Source organism: Thiomonas sp., from assembly GCF_054608695.1.
This window is the reverse complement of sequence record NZ_JBTRXV010000002.1, coordinates 118,712-134,408: the sequence shown is the minus strand read 5'-3', so window position 1 is coordinate 134,408 and position 15,697 is coordinate 118,712. Positions and strand designations below refer to the sequence as shown.

Below are 15,697 nucleotides of genomic sequence, written 5' to 3'. Positions count from 1 at the left end.
GGCATGTCGCCAGCCCTGCCGGGCGGGTCGAAACAGCCACAGCGGTCGGGCCACGCCGCTGTCGCGCGCCGGAGTACCCTGGCGCATGCGATGCCGCCCCTCCGGATTGGCGCGGCTCCGCCCCCCCTCACACCCCCCGATATCCAGTTCCTTCGAACACCGCCCCATGCTCAATAACCTGACCCAGCGACTCTCCCGTGTCGTCAAGACCATTCGGGGTGAAGCGCGCATCACCGAATCGAATATCGCCGAGATGCTGCGCGAGGTGCGCCTGGCCTTGCTGGAAGCCGACGTCGCCTTGCCGGTGGTGCGCGAATTCACCACGCGCGTGAAAGAAAAAGCCTTGGGCCAGGAAGTGGCGGGCTCGCTCTCCCCCGGCCAGGCGCTGGTGGGCGTGGTGCACAAGGAGTTGGCGGCCCTCATGGGGCCGGGGGCCGTGGGTCTGAACCTCGCGGTGCAGCCCCCGGCGGTGGTGCTCATGGCCGGCCTGCAGGGCGCGGGTAAAACCACCACCACGGCCAAGCTGGCGAAGTGGTTGATCGAGCGCCAGAAAAAGAAAGTGCTGACGGTGTCGTGCGACGTCTACCGACCCGCGGCCATCGCCCAGCTGCAAACCGTGACGCAACAAGCGGGGGCCGAATTCCTGCCGTCGTCACCGGACGAAAAGCCCATCGACATCGCCCGCCGTGCGGTGGACTACGCCCGCGCCCACCACATCGACGTGCTGCTGGTGGATACCGCCGGGCGCCTGGCGGTGGATGCGGAGATGATGCGCGAAATCGCCGAGTTGCACGCGGCGCTCAAACCCATCGAAACCCTGTTCGTGGTCGACGCCATGCAGGGCCAGGACGCGCTGGCTACGGCGCGCGCCTTTCACGACGCGCTGCCGCTCACCGGCATCGTGCTGACCAAGCTGGACGGCGACGCCCGCGGCGGCGCGGCGCTGTCGGTGCACCACGTGACGGGCGCCCCGGTGAAGTTCGCCGGCGTGTCGGAGAAGATCGACGGGCTGGAGGCTTTCGACCCATCCCGCATGGCCGACCGCATTCTGGGTATGGGCGACGTGCTGGCGCTGGTGGAGGAGGCGCAGCGCAGCGTCGACATCCAGGCGGCGCAGCAACTGGCGCAGAAGGTGAAATCGGGCGAGCAGTTCGACCTGAACGACTTCCTGATGCAGTTGCAGCAGATGAACAAGATGGGCGGCCTGCAAGGCCTGATGGACAAGCTGCCGGCGGAGATGCAGGCGCGCGCGGGTCAGGCCGACATGGATAAAGCCACCCGCGACGTGCGCCGCATGCAGGGCATCATTTCGTCGATGACCCCGCACGAGCGCCGCAAACCGGACGTCATCAAGGCTTCGCGCAAACGCCGCATCGCCACCGGGGCGGGTGTGCAGGTGCAGGAAGTCAACCGCATGCTCAGCCAGTTCGAGCAGATGCGCGACATGATGAAAAAAATGAAGGGCGGCAAGATGTTCAAGATGATGCAGCGCATGGGCGGTGCCGGCTTGATGCGGCGCTGAGTTCCTCCGCGCCCCGTCGCAGGGGCGTCCGCTGCGAGCGGGGTCGAGGATGATCGGCCTGGCTCAACGCAGCGGTTGTTCGGTTTTGGCGTCGGTCTTGGCGAACGACTCGCTCGCCTGGTCCACCAGCCAGGCTTTGCGCGCCGCCAGCACGGCGTCGGGATACGCCGCGTTGCCACGCGAACCGTTGTAGCGTCCCAGCGCCATGAACAAATCGCCATGCTCGAGATTGAGATAGTGGCGCAGGATGACGCAGCCGTAGCGCAGATTGATCTGCATATTGAGCAAAGTCTCGGCGTTGCCGTTGCCGATCTGCCGCGTCCAGAACGGCATGACCTGCATCAGCCCCAAGGCGCCGGCGGATGAAATGGCGTATTTCTTGAATCCGCTTTCCACCTGAATCAAGCCCAGCACCAGTGCTGGCTCCAGGCCTGCACGATGCGCCTCGTACCACACGGTTTGCAGGAAGGCCTCGCGCACCACGAAATTGGGCATGCGCGCGCGCAGGCGCGACGACTCGGTGGCCAGCCACATGAGATAGCCGATGAGGTGCTGCGGGCTGCGGAAATGCTGCTTGGGCGGCGCTGCGTCGGCGATCTGCGCAGCCAAGGCCAGGCGCACGGCGTCCGACAGTTGCTCTTCCTTCTGGTCCCCGGCCCAGGCGCGGTTCAGGCCCATGGCGAAGACGAGGAACAAGGCTGCGCAGACCGCCAGGATGCGCAAGCCGTGACGAACGCGGCTCATGAGCGCCCCCAGAAGTCCGCAAGCCCCCCCCGAGGGGGGGGCAAGAAAACTCGGGAGCGGCCCTTCGTTTCCTTGAGATCTGACGTGCCGGACCGCAAAGCCGCAACGCATGGCGCTCAGACCGCCGACCACTGCTGCAGATGCGCCAACACGCCATCCAGGCTGATGGCGGTGGCTGCCGTGTCGCGGCGGTGCTGGTACTCCAGCGTGCCTGCAGCCAGACCCCGCTCGGACACCACCAGGCGGTGCGGCACGCCGATCAGTTCCCAGTCGGCGAACATCGCGCCGGGGCGCTCGCCACGGTCGTCGAGCACCACGTCCACACCGGCTTCCTGCAACTGCGCATGGAGCCTGTCAGCCGCCTCGCGCACGGTGGCATTGCGGTCGTAGGCAATGGGGCAGATGACCACGGTGAAAGGAGCGATGGCCTCCGGCCAGACCATGCCGCGCGCATCGTGGTTCTGCTCGATGCAGGCTCCGAGAATGCGGGTGATGCCGATGCCGTAGCAGCCCATCTCCAGCGCTTGCGATTTGCCGTTCTCGTCGAGAAAGGATGCGCCCATGGCGGCGGAATACTTGGTGCCGAGGTAAAAGACATGGCCGACCTCGATGCCGCGGCAGATGGCCAGCTTGCCTTTGCCGTCGGGGCTGGCATCGCCCTCGACCACATTGCGAATGTCGGCCACCTCGGGCTCGGGCAGGTCGCGTCCCCAATTGACGCCGGTGAAATGGAAATCTTCGGCATTGGCGCCAAGGACGAAATCGTGCATGGCCGCCACGGTGCGGTCGACCACCACGCGCATGGGTTTGGCGGTACCGATGGGCCCGATGTAGCCCGGCTTGCAGCCGAAATACTCGACGATCTCGGCCTCTGTCGCCATGCGCGCATCGCCCAGCCCCTGCAGCTTGCCGACCTTGATGTCGTTCACCGCATGGTCGCCACGCACCAGCAACAGCACGACATGGGTGGAGGTGATGGCGCCTTTGTCATTGCGAGCATCCACGGCCATGACCACCGACTTGACCGTGCGCGCCAGCGGCATGCCCAGCAAGGCGGCGACATCTTCGCATTTGGCCGCGCCAGGCGTGGGCGTCTTGCGCAGGTCTTCGCCCGGCGCGGCGCGCTGTGCCACTGCAGGCAGGGCTTCGGCCAGTTCCACATTCGCGGCGTAGTCGGAATCAGGGCAGTAGGCGATGGCGTCCTCGCCGGTTTCGGCGATGACATGGAACTCGTGGCTCATCGAGCCGCCGATGGCACCCGAGTCGGCGGCCACGGCGCGGAACTCGAAACCGAAGCGTTGGAAGATGCGCTGATAGGCGGCGTACATGGCCTGATAGCTGACCTGTGCGCCGGCGTAGTCGCGATCGAAGGAATAGGCGTCCTTCATGGTGAATTCACGCGCGCGCATGACGCCGAAACGCGGCCGGCGCTCGTCGCGGAATTTGGTCTGGATGTGATAAAAATTGAGCGGCAGTTGCCGCCACGAGCGAATTTCGCTGCGCGCCAGATCGGTCACCACCTCCTCCGAGGTGGGTTGCACGACAAAGTCGCGCTGGTGCCTGTCCTTGATGCGCAGCAGCTCCGGCCCGTACTTCTCCCAGCGCCCGGTTTCCTGCCAAAGTTCGGCCGGCTGCACCACCGGCATGAGCAACTCGATGGCACCGGCGCGGTTCATTTCCTCGCGCACGATGGCCTCCACCTTGCGGATGCTGCGCAGTCCCAGGGGCATGTAGCTGTAGAGCCCGGCAGCGAGCTTCTTGATCATCCCGGCGCGCAACATCAAGGCCTGGCTGGCAACTTCGGCGTCGGCCGGGGCCTCTTTCTGGGTGGAGATGAAAAAACGGGAAACACGCATGGAGGGTCGGGCCTTGAGTTTTGCAGGTGGGGCAGCTTAGGCGCCCAGGGGCGGCCGTGCCAAACCTCGCACGGTTTGTGGGCTCGCTGCACGGGGATTCGCGCGGAAAAGGCGGTGCCTATAATCGGGACAGGATTCTAAAAGATGAAGGATATTGGCCATGTTGGACCGCGAAGGCTATCGTCCCAACGTCGGCATCATCCTGCTGAACACCAAAAATCAGGTGTTCTGGGGCAAGCGGGTCAGTGCGCATTCCTGGCAGTTCCCGCAAGGTGGCATCAACGCCGGCGAAAACCCCGAGCAGGCGATGTACCGCGAACTGTTCGAGGAAGTGGGATTGAAGCCCTGTCATGTGCATGTCCTCGGCCGCACGCGCAACTGGCTGCGCTACGACGTACCGCAGCAATTTCTGCGCCGCGACAGCCACGGCATCTACAAAGGCCAGAAGCAAATCTGGTTCCTGCTCAAGTTGACGGGGCGTGATTGCGATGTCTGCCTGCGCGCCACCACCCACCCTGAATTCGACGCCTGGCGCTGGAACGAGTATTGGATTCCGCTCGACAGCGTGATCGAGTTCAAGCGCGAGGTTTACCAGCAGGCCCTGTCCGAACTCGCGCACCTTTTGCCCAGAGTGGAGCCGCGTACCCGTTACCTGCGCGCCAACCTGCGTCACGGCCGCGCCCTGCACGGCACACTCCACCCCGACCCCCAGACCGAATGATTGCTGCGATTGCTTGGAAACCCCAATTCCGTCACACCCTGCATGCACTGTCTTGTGGCCTGTTGCTCGGTCTCGCCGCCGGCACAGCCTCGGCGCAAAGCTCGAACGGCTCACAGGGTCTGCTGGAGCCGTCCAAACCTCAGGCGACGGTCGCCCCAATGGAGTTTCCCATGGCTCCGCAAGACAACGGCCTGCAAAAGGTCGCCGTCACCGGTGGGTCGACGCTTGAGTTTTTCGTTGACCTCCCCAGCATCAGCCTCGCAGGCGATGCGCTGGTGCGCTACACCCTGGTCGCCCGCAGTCCGCAAGGCCCCAGCAACATCAGCTACGAAGGCCTGGATTGCGCCCAAGATAGCTGGCATATCTACGGCGTCTGGAGTGCGAGCGCCAAGCGTTGGGTACCCAATCCGTCGAGCGACTGGCGCAGTGTGAATGCTGGCGGGTTCACCCGCATCCATGCCGTGCTCGATACCGACTATCTCTGCAAGGGGCGGTTGGCCGCGGGCTCAAGCGCCGAGATGGTCGCAAGGCTCAAGCAGGGCATCCGCACCGTGCAACCCACCCCCTGAGCGGCGCCGGATCAGGGCACAAGTTGGGTCAGCACCATGTTGTCGCGGTGAATGAGTTCGGGCTCTTCGATGAAACCGAGTATGGCTTCAATCTGTGCAGTCGGCGCGCGCCGGATGAGCCGGGCTTCCGCTGAAGCGTAATTGCTCAGACCACGTGCAATTTCCTGGCCCTGCGGGTCGAGCACGGCAATCACGTCACCGCGCTCGAATTCGCCACTCACATCAACCACGCCCACGGGCAACAGACTGGCACCGCCTTCTCGCAATCGCCGGGCGGCACCGGCATCCACACCCACACGTCCGCCGATCTGCAGATGATCGACCATCCATTGCTTGCGCGCGGCCAGTTTGCCCGAGCCCGCGGACAACTGGCTGCCGATGGACTCACCGGCGGCCAGGCGCAACAGCACATCCGGCTCACGCCCGCTGGCAATCACGGTATGCGCACCGCTTTGCGCGGCCCTGCGCGCCGCCAGCACCTTGGTCAGCATGCCACCCTTGCCGATGGCGCTACCGGCGCCACCGGCCATCGCCACGAGTGCGGGGTCATCGGCCTGGACATGGGTCATCAAAGCGGCATTCGAGTCCTTGCGCGGATCGGCTGAATACAGCCCGCTCTGGTCGGTGAGGATGATGAAGGCGTCGGCTTCCACCAGATTGGTCACCAGCGCGCCCAGCGTGTCGTTATCGCCGACCTTGATCTCGTCGGTGACCACCGTGTCGTTCTCGTTGATGACGGGGACCACGCCATGCGCCAACAAGGTCAGCAGCGTGCTGCGGGCGTTCAGATAACGACGGCGGTTGGCCAGGTCGGCATGCGTCAACAGAATTTGCGCGCAGTGCCGCCCGCGCGCGCTGAAAGCCGACTCGTACGCCTGCGCAAGACCCATCTGGCCGACGGCAGCGGCGGCCTGCAACTCGGGAATTTCGTTGGGCCGTTTGTTCCAGCCCAGGCGCTTCATGCCTTCGGCAATGGCACCGCTGGACACCAGGATGACTTCCTTCCCCAGCCCGTGCAGGGCAGTGATCTGTTCCACCCAGCGCGCCACCGCGGCGTGGTCGATGCCGCGTCCCTCGTCCGTCACGAGGCTGGAGCCGACCTTGACCACCAACCGGCGGGCGGCGGCAATCACCGAAGGTTTGCGTCCGTCCTCAAGCGTCATTTTGGGTAAAGCGTGGATCATGCATGGGCTCGGGCGTGGCTGGGCCTTGCTTGCGAACGGCCTCGAAGATCTCGCGCAACAGGGGCTCGAGCCCCTCCCGCGCCAACGCCGAAATGACGAAAACCGGACCTTTGTGTCGCAGGCGGCGCACGATGTCGGCCACGCGTGCCTTGCGCTCCTCCTGCGGCACCATGTCGATCTTGTTGAGCACCAGCCAGCGCGGCTTGGCGGCAAGCTCGGGGTCATACTTTTTCAACTCGGCAACGACGCTGCGCGCATCGCGCACCGGGTCGGCTTCGGGGTCGAAAGGCGCGACATCCACCAAGTGCAGCAATAAGCGCGTGCGCTGCAGGTGGCGCAAAAACTGGTGCCCGAGACCAGCCCCTTCGGCTGCGCCTTCGATCAGCCCCGGAATGTCGGCCACGACAAAACTCTGCCCCTCGCCCACGCGCACCACGCCCAATTGGGGATGCAGCGTCGTGAAGGGATAGTCGGCAATCTTCGGCCGGGCGTTGGACACGGCCGCGATGAACGTGCTCTTGCCTGCGTTGGGCATGCCCAACATGCCCACATCCGCCAGCACCTTGAGTTCGAGATGCAATTTGCGCTGCTCGCCCAGATGCCCTGGTGTGCTTTGGCGCGGAGCCCGGTTGGTGCTGGACTTGAAGCGCAAATTTCCAAGTCCACCCTGGCCACCTTGCGCCAAGACGATGCGCTGGCCCGATTCGGTCAGGTCAGCCACCACGTCGCCGCTCTCGGCGTCGCGAATCAGCGTACCCACCGGAACGCGCAGCAGCATGTCTTCACCGGCAGCGCCGAACTGATCGGCCCCACGCCCGTGCTCACCATTGCGTGCGCGGTACAGGCGCTGATAGCGGAAATCGATCAGGGTGTTGAGGTTGGAGTCGGCCTCCACATAAATGTGGCCGCCCCTGCCCCCATCTCCCCCATCCGGGCCGCCGAATGGAATGAATTTCTCGCGACGAAAAGACATGCAGCCGTTGCCGCCCTTGCCAGCGGACACTTCGATCTGGGCTTCATCAATGAATTTCACGTGCTCGCTCACTCTCAAAAAACACGGTGCTGCAGCTTGGGGGCATTGGTGCAAGCGCAGGCCGCCTCATACCAAACTCCGACTCGGAAGTTCAGCCTGCTGCACACAGGGCGTTCAAAGCACAAGCCCCGACTTGCCTGCCCCGGCAGGATGCCAGTGGCTGCAAGCCGGGGCTTGGGTCAAACTTGGATACAGCCAATCACCGTGCCGCGGGACTCCGGCACTTGCCGACTTCAGGCCTCGGCCGACTTCGGCGGAGTGATATTGACGAACTGGCGGTTGTGCTCGCCCTTGCGGCCGAATTGAACCTGACCATCAACCAACGCGAACAGGGTGTGATCCTTGCCCATGCCGACGTTGACGCCCGCGTGAAAACGCGTACCACGCTGACGCACGATGATGGAGCCAGCCGGAATGGCCTCACCGCCGAATGCCTTGACGCCCAGCCGTTTGGCTTCTGAATCGCGTCCGTTGCGGGTTGAGCCGCCGCCTTTTTTCTGTGTCATGTTTGGTTCTCCTTACGCCGCGATGCTTTCGATCTGCAGCTCGGTGTAATTCTGCCGATGCCCTTGACGCTTTTGGTAGTGCTTGCGGCGGCGCATCTTGAAAATACACACCTTCTCGCCACGCCCATGCGACAAAACTTTGGCTGTCACCGCCGCACCCGCCACAAGGGGAGTGCCGATCCGGGTGTCGTCGCCGCTGAAAACGGCAAGCACCTGATCGATCACGATGTCTTGGCCAATGTCTGCGGGTAACTGTTCTACCTTGATCTTTTCGCCGGCGCAAACCTTGTATTGCTTGCCGCCGGTTTTTATGACCGCATACATATGACTACTCCTGAAAATTGAACGTACAGCCTTCCATTCGATGAAAGGCTGGTCACAATTCATCCAGCGCGCAATTTGACTTGCAAAAACCGATGAACCATGCATCATAACAGAGCCTTGCGCTGCCGCAGCCCCAGGCTCATGCCCAAGCCATGGCGCCAGGGACGAGACGGGCAAGCCCTATAAAATTGCCCAAGGCCTTGCACAACAGCTTTCGCGCCACGCGCGCGGACCCAACCCTGAACCCGCACACTTCGTGACTTCTTCGCATTCGATTCAATCGATCCTCGCTCCCATTGCACAGGACATGCGTGAAGTCGACGCAAGCATCCGGCAAAACTTGACCTCCGAAGTGCAGCTGATCAATGCCATCAGCGGCCACATCATTTCCGCTGGCGGCAAGCGCCTGCGTCCCGCCCTGCTCCTGCTGATGGCCAAGGCGCATGGCTACAACGGGCCACACCATCACACCTTGGCCGCAGTGGTCGAGCTGATCCATACGGCGACCCTGCTGCACGACGACGTCGTCGATGAGTCGGACTTGCGGCGTGGGCGCAAAACCTCCAATGCGCGATTCGGCAATGCCGCCAGCGTCCTGGCTGGCGACTTTCTCTATTCGCGCGCCTTCCAGATGATGGTCACGGCCGGCAATCTGCGCATCCTGCAAATTCTGGCGGATGCGACGAATGTGATCGCGGAAGGCGAGGTGCTACAGCTCCTGAATATGCACGACCCCGAGGTCGGCGTGGAGCGCTATCTCCAGGTCATCGGCTACAAGACTGCGACCCTGTTCGATGCGGCGGCACGCATAGGCGCCGTGCTGGCCGGCGTGGACGCGAAGCACGAGGATGCCTCCGCAGCTTGTGGGCGCGCCATCGGCACGGCATTCCAGCTCATCGATGATGCGCTGGACTACAACGGCGAGGCGGAGGAGATGGGCAAAAACGTCGGCGACGATCTGCGCGAGGGCAAGCCCACGCTGCCGCTGATCGTTGCCATGCAGCGCGGGACACAAACCGAGCGCGAACTCATTCAAAACGCCATTCGCCATGGCGAAACCCAGAATATGCCGCGCATTTTGCAGATCGTTCGGGACTGCGGTGCGCTGGGCACCGTGCATGAAACAGCCCGGGCTGAATTGAACCGTGCGCGTGCCCTGCTCGAAGGCCTGGAGCCGAGTCCCGAGCGCGAAGCTCTGATAGACTTGTGCGCTTACTCTTTGGATCGCAACGCATGAGTTTTGTTTGCCGCGATCCATTGCGTTTTCCCATCGGGGTGTAGCTTAGCCTGGTAGAGCGCTACGTTCGGGACGTAGAGGCCGGAGGTTCGAATCCTCTCACCCCGACCAGAATTCCCGAAACTGACGGTCGCCATATGCGGCCGTTTTTGTTTTTGCCTTGCGGTTGGGAGCACCTGGGAAGCACCGGCCAAGGTAGGCTTCAACGCAAAAAACTTGCGAATCTGCGACATAATTCCCCTCACGGGGCGTTACCCGCACGAGGCCTGATTTACAAAGCGGCGGGCAACCAGCATCATGCACTAGCCATACTCCGCCACCATGTCGACAGTTCTCGCAGCATCCCCGACGCAAAGCAAATCGTCCACCCAGCTATCCGGGCTTGGACATGCATTGGTGCAATCGGATCAGTTGCAGCGCGCTGTAGCCGAGCAAATCCAGAAGCGCGCAGTCGAGTCGCGAACGAGCTTCATCGCAACCCTGCTGTCCAGCGGCTCCATGAGCGCAGCAGACCTTGCGCACTGGGTCAGCAAGACGTTTGCGCTACCCATGCTCGACCTCGACGCGCTAGACCCTGCCCGGGTGCCGCCTGGCGTGCTCGATCCCAAAATCATCCAGGCCTACAAAGTTCTTCCGCTGATCAAGCGCGGCAACAAACTGGTGGTGGCAACGGCCGATCCCGCCGACCATGAGGCTGAAGACAAGATCAAATTTCAGACCCAGGCCGCGGTCGATCTGGTTGTGGTCGAATACGACAAATTATTGCGCTGGATCGAGCAGAGCACCCAATCCGCCAGCACCCAGATCAATGCCCTCGTCGGTGAGGATTTCGACCTCGGCGATCTTGACGATGGCTCCAGGGACGCCAGCGCCGAAAAAGACGCGGCCGCGGGCGCAGACATTGACGATGCCCCGGTGGTGCGCTTTCTGCAAAAAATGCTGGTGGATGCGATCAATATGCGAGCGTCCGACCTGCACTTCGAGCCCTTCGAGAACTTTTATCGAATCCGCTTCCGCGTCGATGGCGAGTTGCGTGAAATTGCCCAGCCGCCTGTCGCCATCAAAGAAAAACTGGCCTCGCGCATCAAGGTGATTTCGCGCCTGGACATCGCTGAACGCCGCGTACCGCAGGACGGGCGCATGAAACTGCGCTTTGGCCCCGAGAAGTCCATCGACTTCCGCATCAGCACCTTGCCGACCATCCACGGCGAAAAAATCGTCATCCGGATCCTGGATTCGTCCCTTGCCAAGATGGGGATTGAATCCCTGGGCTATGAGCCGGATGAAAAAGAACGCGTGATGCGCGCCATCAAACGTCCCTATGGCATGGTGCTGGTCACCGGCCCCACGGGCAGCGGCAAAACGGTGTCGCTCTATTCCTACCTGAACCTGCTCAACCAGCCGGGCGTCAATATCTCCACGGCTGAAGATCCGGTGGAAATCAATCTTCCCGGCGTCAACCAGGTCAACGTGAACGAGAAGGCCGGCCTGAATTTCGCCACGGCCTTGCGGGCCTTCCTGCGTCAGGATCCAGACATCATCATGGTCGGCGAAATTCGCGATCTGGAAACGGCGGACATATCCATCAAGGCCGCGCAGACCGGGCACATGGTGTTCTCGACCCTGCACACCAACGACGCCCCGACAACGCTCACACGTTTGATGAATATGGGTGTGCCGGCATTCAACATCGCCTCCAGCGTGATTCTCATCACCGCTCAGCGTCTGGCACGCAAGCTTTGCCCCCAGTGCAAGTCGCCGATGGACATTCCGTCGGCAGCCTTGCTCGAGGCCGGGTTCAAAGATGCCGACCTGGACGGTTCCTGGAAGCCCTACAAGCCCGGCAAGTGCAGCGCCTGCAACGGCAGCGGCTACAAAGGGCGACTGGGCATCTACCAGGCCATGCCCGTCAGTGAAGAAATCCAACGCATCATCCTGCATCACGGCACGGCGCTCGACATTGCTGACCAGGCCAAGCGCGATGGCGTACGCACCCTGCGCGAGTCGGGACTCATCAAGGTCAAGCAGGGACTCACCTCGCTCGAAGAGGTGTTGGCCGTGACCAACGAATGAACAACAGGCTGCAACCGGAGGACCCATGGCAACAGCCGTAATGCGCACCCCCAAGGATTTTCTCTTCGTCTGGGAGGGAAAGGATCGCCAGGGCAAACTGCAGCGCGGCGAAATACGCGCGGGCAGCGAGAACATCGTCAAAGCGTCGCTGCGACGTCAGGGCATCTTGGCCACCAAGGTCAAGAAGCGCAGGGTCGGAGGCGGCAAGGCCATCAAGTCCAAGGATCTGACCACGTTCACACGGCAGATGGCCACCATGTTGCGGGCCGGGGTGCCGCTGCTGCAGTCGTTCGACATCGTCGGGCGCAGCCACCCCAATCCATCGATGGCGAGGCTGATCTCTGAAATTCGCAACGACGTCGAAACCGGCACGAGCTTGTCGGCCGCGTTTCGTAAATTTCCCAAATACTTCGATCATCTCTATTGCAATCTGGTCGAAGCCGGCGAAGAGGCCGGCATGCTCGAGTTGATCCTCGATCGCCTTGCCACCTACCAGGAAAAGACCCTCGCCATACGCAGCAAAATCAAGTCCGCGCTCACCTACCCGATCGCGGTGATGATCGTGGCCATGATCGTGGTCACCATCATCATGCTGTTCGTCGTGCCGACCTTCCAGGACGTCTTCAGTCAGTTTGGCGCCAGCCTTCCAACGCCCACGCTGGTGGTCATCGCCATATCCAATTTTTTCGTCCATTACTGGTACATCCTGTTCGGCACGCTGTTCATCGGCGGCTATTTCCTGCTGCAGTCCTGGAAGCGCTCGGACAGGGTGAAGGAGTTTGTCGATCGCATGATGCTGCGGCTCCCCGTCTTCGGCGATCTGGTGCTCAAGGGCACGCTCGCCCGCTGGACCCGCACCCTGGCGACCATGTTCGGCGCCGGCGTTCCCCTGGTCGAAGCACTGGACTCCGTGGGCGGTGCTTCCGGCAATATCGTCTACCAGCGCGCCACCGAGAAAATCCAACAGGACGTGTCCACCGGCACCAGCCTGACCTTGTCGATGCAAACCACCGGGGTGTTTCCGCCTCTGGTGCTGCAGATGGCATCCATTGGCGAAGAGTCCGGCTCGCTCGACCAAATGCTGTCCAAGGCCGCCGATATCTACGAGGCTGAAGTCGATGAGTTGGTGAAGGCGCTGTCGAGCCTGCTGGAGCCCATCATCATCGTGGTGCTCGGCGTGCTCATCGGCGGCTTGGTCATCGCCATGTACTTGCCCATTTTCAATCTCGGCAAGGTCGTCGGTTGATCATGCCCGCTGCATGGGCCGGGCTCCCCGCCGGTTTCTGGGTGATGGCGGCCGCGCTGGTGGGCTTGGCCGTGGGCAGTTTTCTCAATGTCGTCATCTACCGCCTTCCGGTGATGCTCGAGCGCGCCTGGCAGCACGACGCCCACGCCACGCTGCACCCCGACGCCGAACTGCCCAGCAGCGAAGCCTTCAATCTGATGCATCCGCGCTCGCGCTGCGGGCAATGCGGCCATGCCATTCGCTGGTGGGAGAACATTCCACTGCTGAGTTGGCTGCTGCTGCGCGGCAAGTGCTCGTCTTGTGGCACGCGCATCTCGGTGCGCTATCCGCTGGTCGAACTGCTGACCGCCGTGCTCACGGCGGCCGTGATCGTGCTGCAGGGGCTCACACCCTGGTCGCTCGGACTGGTGCTGCTGCTGTGGGGGCTCATTGCCCTGGCTTTCATCGACTACGACACCACCCTGCTGCCCGACGGCATCACCCTGCCGCTGCTGTGGCTGGGCCTGTTGCTGCATGCCGTGCTCGACCCTGGCTTTTTGCCGCAGGCGGTCTGGGGGGCGGCCCTTGGTTACGTCAGCCTGTGGAGCATCTACCAGGCGTTCAAACTGCTCACCGGCAAGGAAGGCATGGGCTATGGCGACTTCAAACTGTTCGCCGCGCTGGGAGCCTGGTTCGGTGCCACGGCGCTCTTGCCCATCATCCTGTTGTCGGCCATTGCCGGTGCCGTCATCGGCATCGCACTGCAATTCAGCGGGCTGGCCGAGCGCGGCAACCCCATACCCTTCGGCCCTTTCCTGGCGGCCGCGGGCCTGATCATGTTGCTGCTCGGGCCGCAGCGGCTGATCGCCTGGGTGCTGCCCGGCGGCGCTTGATCTGCCGCGACGCGTGACCGGAAACACTGCCACCACACCGCGGCGATTGGCCGCGAAACTCACCATCGGACTCACGGGTGGCATTGGCTCGGGCAAGTCGGCCGTGGCCCATCTGCTGGCCACATGGGGGGCAAGCGTGCTTGACGCCGATGTCATCGCCCACGAACTCACTGCGCCGGGCGGCGCTGCCATCGCGCCCATTGGCGAGGCCTTCGGTGCCGCGATGATCACCGCCGACGGCGGGCTCGACCGCGCCCGCATGCGCGCCGCCGTATTCGCCGACCCCGGTCTGCGCCACCAGCTCGAAGCCATCCTTCATCCGCGCATCGGTCGAGTCCTGCGGGAGCGCGCGGCCCTGGCGCAGGGTGCCTACCTCGTGCTCGTCGTACCCCTCCTGGTCGAGGGTCTGGAGCGCTGGCGAGGCGTGGTGGACCGCATCGCCGTGGTCGACTGCGCCGAAGATTTGCAAATCGAACGCGTCATGCGCAGATCGAACCTGGATGCGTCGCAGGTGCGTGCCATCATGGCCACGCAAGCCACGCGCGAAGCGCGCCGTGCTGCTGCCGACGATCTGATCGACAACAGCACCAACCTCGCCGCACTCCAAGCCCGCACCCGCGACTTGCATGGGCAGTACCTGCAAATCGCCCGCCGCATTTGAATTCCCACCGCACATGCATGACAATGCGACGCTGTGAGGATGCAGGCCAAGGAAGGCCGACCGTCCGCCTGCTGCAGTACCCACCCGACCCGGCCCGTGATCCTCTACGAATACCCCCTGAGCGAGCGCGTTCGCACCCTGCTGCGACTCGAATACCTGTTTCGCCGGGTCCATTTCCTGCTGCAGCGCGCCCACCCCTTTGACCATCATTTCGCCCTGCTCTCGCTGTTCGAGATCATGGACGTGGCCACGCGCCAGGATCTCAAATCCGAACTGCTCAAGGACCTGGAGCGGCAACGGCAACAGTTTCTCAGCTTCCGCGGCAACCCAGCAGTTTCCGAGCAGACGCTCGACGAGGTTCTCGCCGAACTCGACGCGGCCTTCCAGGGCCTGAGCCAGCAACTCGGCAAACCCGGCCAGCCCCTGCTCGACAACGAATGGCTGATGGCCATCCGCAGCCGCGCCAGCATTCCGGGCGGAACCTGCGAGTTCGATCTGCCAGCCTATTACGCCTGGCAGCACCTGCCCGAAGACCAGCGTCGGCTGGACATGGCGCGCTGGATGGAATGCTTCGGCCCCCTGGCCATGGGCGTGGAATTGCTGCTGCGCCTGCTGCGCGACTCCGGTACGCCGCACAAGACCCTGGCCCCCGGGGGCGTGTACCAGCAAAACCTCGGCGGCCGCAGCTTCCAGCTCATGCGCCTGCGCGTCGATGGTGCTTTGGGGGTCGTCCCCGAAACCACGGGCCACCGGCTGATGGTCTCGGTGCGCTACATGCGGCCAGACGTTGACTGGAAGCTCAGGCCCGTGACCACGGATGTGGCTTTTGAGATTGCCCTTTGCCCATGACCGCCTCGACCACCGCACCCGCCGTGCGCACCGTGCGTTGCCCTGCCTGCGGCGGCCCCAGCCGCTACGCGGCCGACAATCCGTGGCGGCCGTTTTGCAGTGAGCGCTGCAAGAACCTGGATTTCGGTGCCTGGGCCAGCGAGGACTACCGGGTGGCCACCCAGCCCTCGGTGGATGACGAAGACGGCGGCGAAAGCAGCGGGCCGGCATCGAGTTCCGGCGACAAGCCCATCAGCCACTGAAGCCTCGCAACTGCAGCACGCGCCCGGCATGTGCGGCTTGGCCGCGCCCCATTGCAAA

Annotated in this window: 16 protein-coding genes and 1 tRNA gene; 11 read left to right on the top strand and 6 right to left on the bottom strand. The window is 63.2% G+C overall.

All coding sequences use genetic code 11. The features are described 5' to 3' along the window. Nucleotides 1–166 precede the first annotated feature (166 nt). The gene (ffh, locus tag ACYCUK_RS02680; protein ID WP_461593289.1) at nucleotides 167–1,522 is read left to right on the top strand and encodes a signal recognition particle protein; all 1,356 of its coding nucleotides are present in this window, start codon (nucleotides 167–169) and stop codon (nucleotides 1,520–1,522) included. A 63-nt stretch (nucleotides 1,523–1,585) separates the two neighbouring features. Here ffh and ACYCUK_RS02675 read toward each other — a convergent pair whose 3' ends face one another. Both ACYCUK_RS02675 and ACYCUK_RS02670 read right to left on the bottom strand, forming a co-directional pair. After that, nucleotides 1,586–2,266: a transglycosylase SLT domain-containing protein gene (locus ACYCUK_RS02675; RefSeq protein WP_461593288.1), complete on the bottom strand. Its 681-nt coding sequence runs from the start codon at nucleotides 2,264–2,266 to the stop codon at nucleotides 1,586–1,588. A gap of 116 nt (nucleotides 2,267–2,382) precedes the next feature. Next, nucleotides 2,383–4,122 (bottom strand): proline--tRNA ligase, encoded by a 1,740-nt coding sequence (locus tag ACYCUK_RS02670; protein ID WP_461593287.1) that lies wholly within the window; start codon nucleotides 4,120–4,122, stop codon nucleotides 2,383–2,385. Nucleotides 4,123–4,282: 160 nt separating this feature from the next. Between ACYCUK_RS02670 and ACYCUK_RS02665 the strand changes: the two genes are divergently transcribed. Continuing rightward, on the top strand, nucleotides 4,283–4,843 hold the full coding sequence (locus ACYCUK_RS02665) for an RNA pyrophosphohydrolase (protein ID WP_461593286.1): 561 nt from the start codon (nucleotides 4,283–4,285) through the stop codon (nucleotides 4,841–4,843). Next, nucleotides 4,840–5,412 (top strand): CNP1-like family protein, encoded by a 573-nt coding sequence (locus ACYCUK_RS02660; RefSeq protein ID WP_461593285.1) that lies wholly within the window; start codon nucleotides 4,840–4,842, stop codon nucleotides 5,410–5,412. The genes ACYCUK_RS02665 and ACYCUK_RS02660 overlap by 4 nt, the downstream gene beginning before the upstream one ends. Nucleotides 5,413–5,423: 11 nt before the next feature. Here the strand turns inward: ACYCUK_RS02660 and proB are convergent, their stop codons facing one another. From proB to rplU, 4 genes are all read right to left on the bottom strand, one after another. Further along, nucleotides 5,424–6,575: a glutamate 5-kinase gene (proB, locus tag ACYCUK_RS02655; RefSeq protein ID WP_461593284.1), complete on the bottom strand. Its 1,152-nt coding sequence runs from the start codon at nucleotides 6,573–6,575 to the stop codon at nucleotides 5,424–5,426. Further along, the gene (cgtA, locus tag ACYCUK_RS02650; protein WP_461593283.1) at nucleotides 6,565–7,629 is read right to left on the bottom strand and encodes an Obg family GTPase CgtA; all 1,065 of its coding nucleotides are present in this window, start codon (nucleotides 7,627–7,629) and stop codon (nucleotides 6,565–6,567) included. The genes proB and cgtA overlap by 11 nt, the downstream gene beginning before the upstream one ends. A gap of 233 nt (nucleotides 7,630–7,862) precedes the next feature. Further along, nucleotides 7,863–8,135, bottom strand: coding sequence for a 50S ribosomal protein L27 (rpmA, locus tag ACYCUK_RS02645; RefSeq protein ID WP_461593282.1), 273 nt, complete (start codon nucleotides 8,133–8,135; stop codon nucleotides 7,863–7,865). 12 nt (nucleotides 8,136–8,147) lie between these two features. Then, nucleotides 8,148–8,459, bottom strand: coding sequence for a 50S ribosomal protein L21 (rplU, locus tag ACYCUK_RS02640; RefSeq protein WP_461593281.1), 312 nt, complete (start codon nucleotides 8,457–8,459; stop codon nucleotides 8,148–8,150). Nucleotides 8,460–8,766: 307 nt separating this feature from the next. Here rplU and ACYCUK_RS02635 point away from each other — a divergent pair, with 307 nt between their 5' ends. The 8 genes from ACYCUK_RS02635 to ACYCUK_RS02600 all read left to right on the top strand — a co-directional run bounded on the left by ACYCUK_RS02635 (nucleotide 8,767) and on the right by ACYCUK_RS02600 (nucleotide 15,639). Next, complete coding sequence (locus ACYCUK_RS02635) at nucleotides 8,767–9,696, top strand: polyprenyl synthetase family protein (protein ID WP_461593280.1); 930 nt, start codon at nucleotides 8,767–8,769, stop codon at nucleotides 9,694–9,696. A 34-nt stretch (nucleotides 9,697–9,730) separates the two neighbouring features. Beyond that, nucleotides 9,731–9,807 (top strand) — tRNA-Pro (locus ACYCUK_RS02630). A gap of 210 nt (nucleotides 9,808–10,017) precedes the next feature. Continuing rightward, nucleotides 10,018–11,769 carry a type IV-A pilus assembly ATPase PilB gene (gene pilB / locus ACYCUK_RS02625; protein ID WP_461593279.1) on the top strand — a complete coding sequence of 584 codons (1,752 nt, stop codon included), beginning with the start codon at nucleotides 10,018–10,020 and terminating at the stop codon, nucleotides 11,767–11,769. Nucleotides 11,770–11,794: 25 nt separating this feature from the next. Beyond that, nucleotides 11,795–13,015: a type II secretion system F family protein gene (locus tag ACYCUK_RS02620; RefSeq protein ID WP_461593278.1), complete on the top strand. Its 1,221-nt coding sequence runs from the start codon at nucleotides 11,795–11,797 to the stop codon at nucleotides 13,013–13,015. A gap of 2 nt (nucleotides 13,016–13,017) precedes the next feature. Beyond that, a complete protein-coding gene (locus tag ACYCUK_RS02615; protein WP_461593277.1) occupies nucleotides 13,018–13,887 on the top strand; it encodes a prepilin peptidase in 870 nt (289 codons plus the stop codon). A gap of 13 nt (nucleotides 13,888–13,900) precedes the next feature. Further along, the gene (gene coaE, locus ACYCUK_RS02610) at nucleotides 13,901–14,548 is read left to right on the top strand and encodes a dephospho-CoA kinase (RefSeq protein WP_461593276.1); all 648 of its coding nucleotides are present in this window, start codon (nucleotides 13,901–13,903) and stop codon (nucleotides 14,546–14,548) included. 96 nt (nucleotides 14,549–14,644) lie between these two features. Further along, entirely contained in the window at nucleotides 14,645–15,397 is a 753-nt protein-coding gene (gene zapD / locus ACYCUK_RS02605) for a cell division protein ZapD (protein ID WP_461593275.1), read from the top strand. Next, nucleotides 15,394–15,639 (top strand): DNA gyrase inhibitor YacG, encoded by a 246-nt coding sequence (locus ACYCUK_RS02600; RefSeq protein WP_461593274.1) that lies wholly within the window; start codon nucleotides 15,394–15,396, stop codon nucleotides 15,637–15,639. The genes zapD and ACYCUK_RS02600 overlap by 4 nt, the downstream gene beginning before the upstream one ends. The last annotated feature ends 58 nt before the right edge of the window (nucleotides 15,640–15,697 follow it).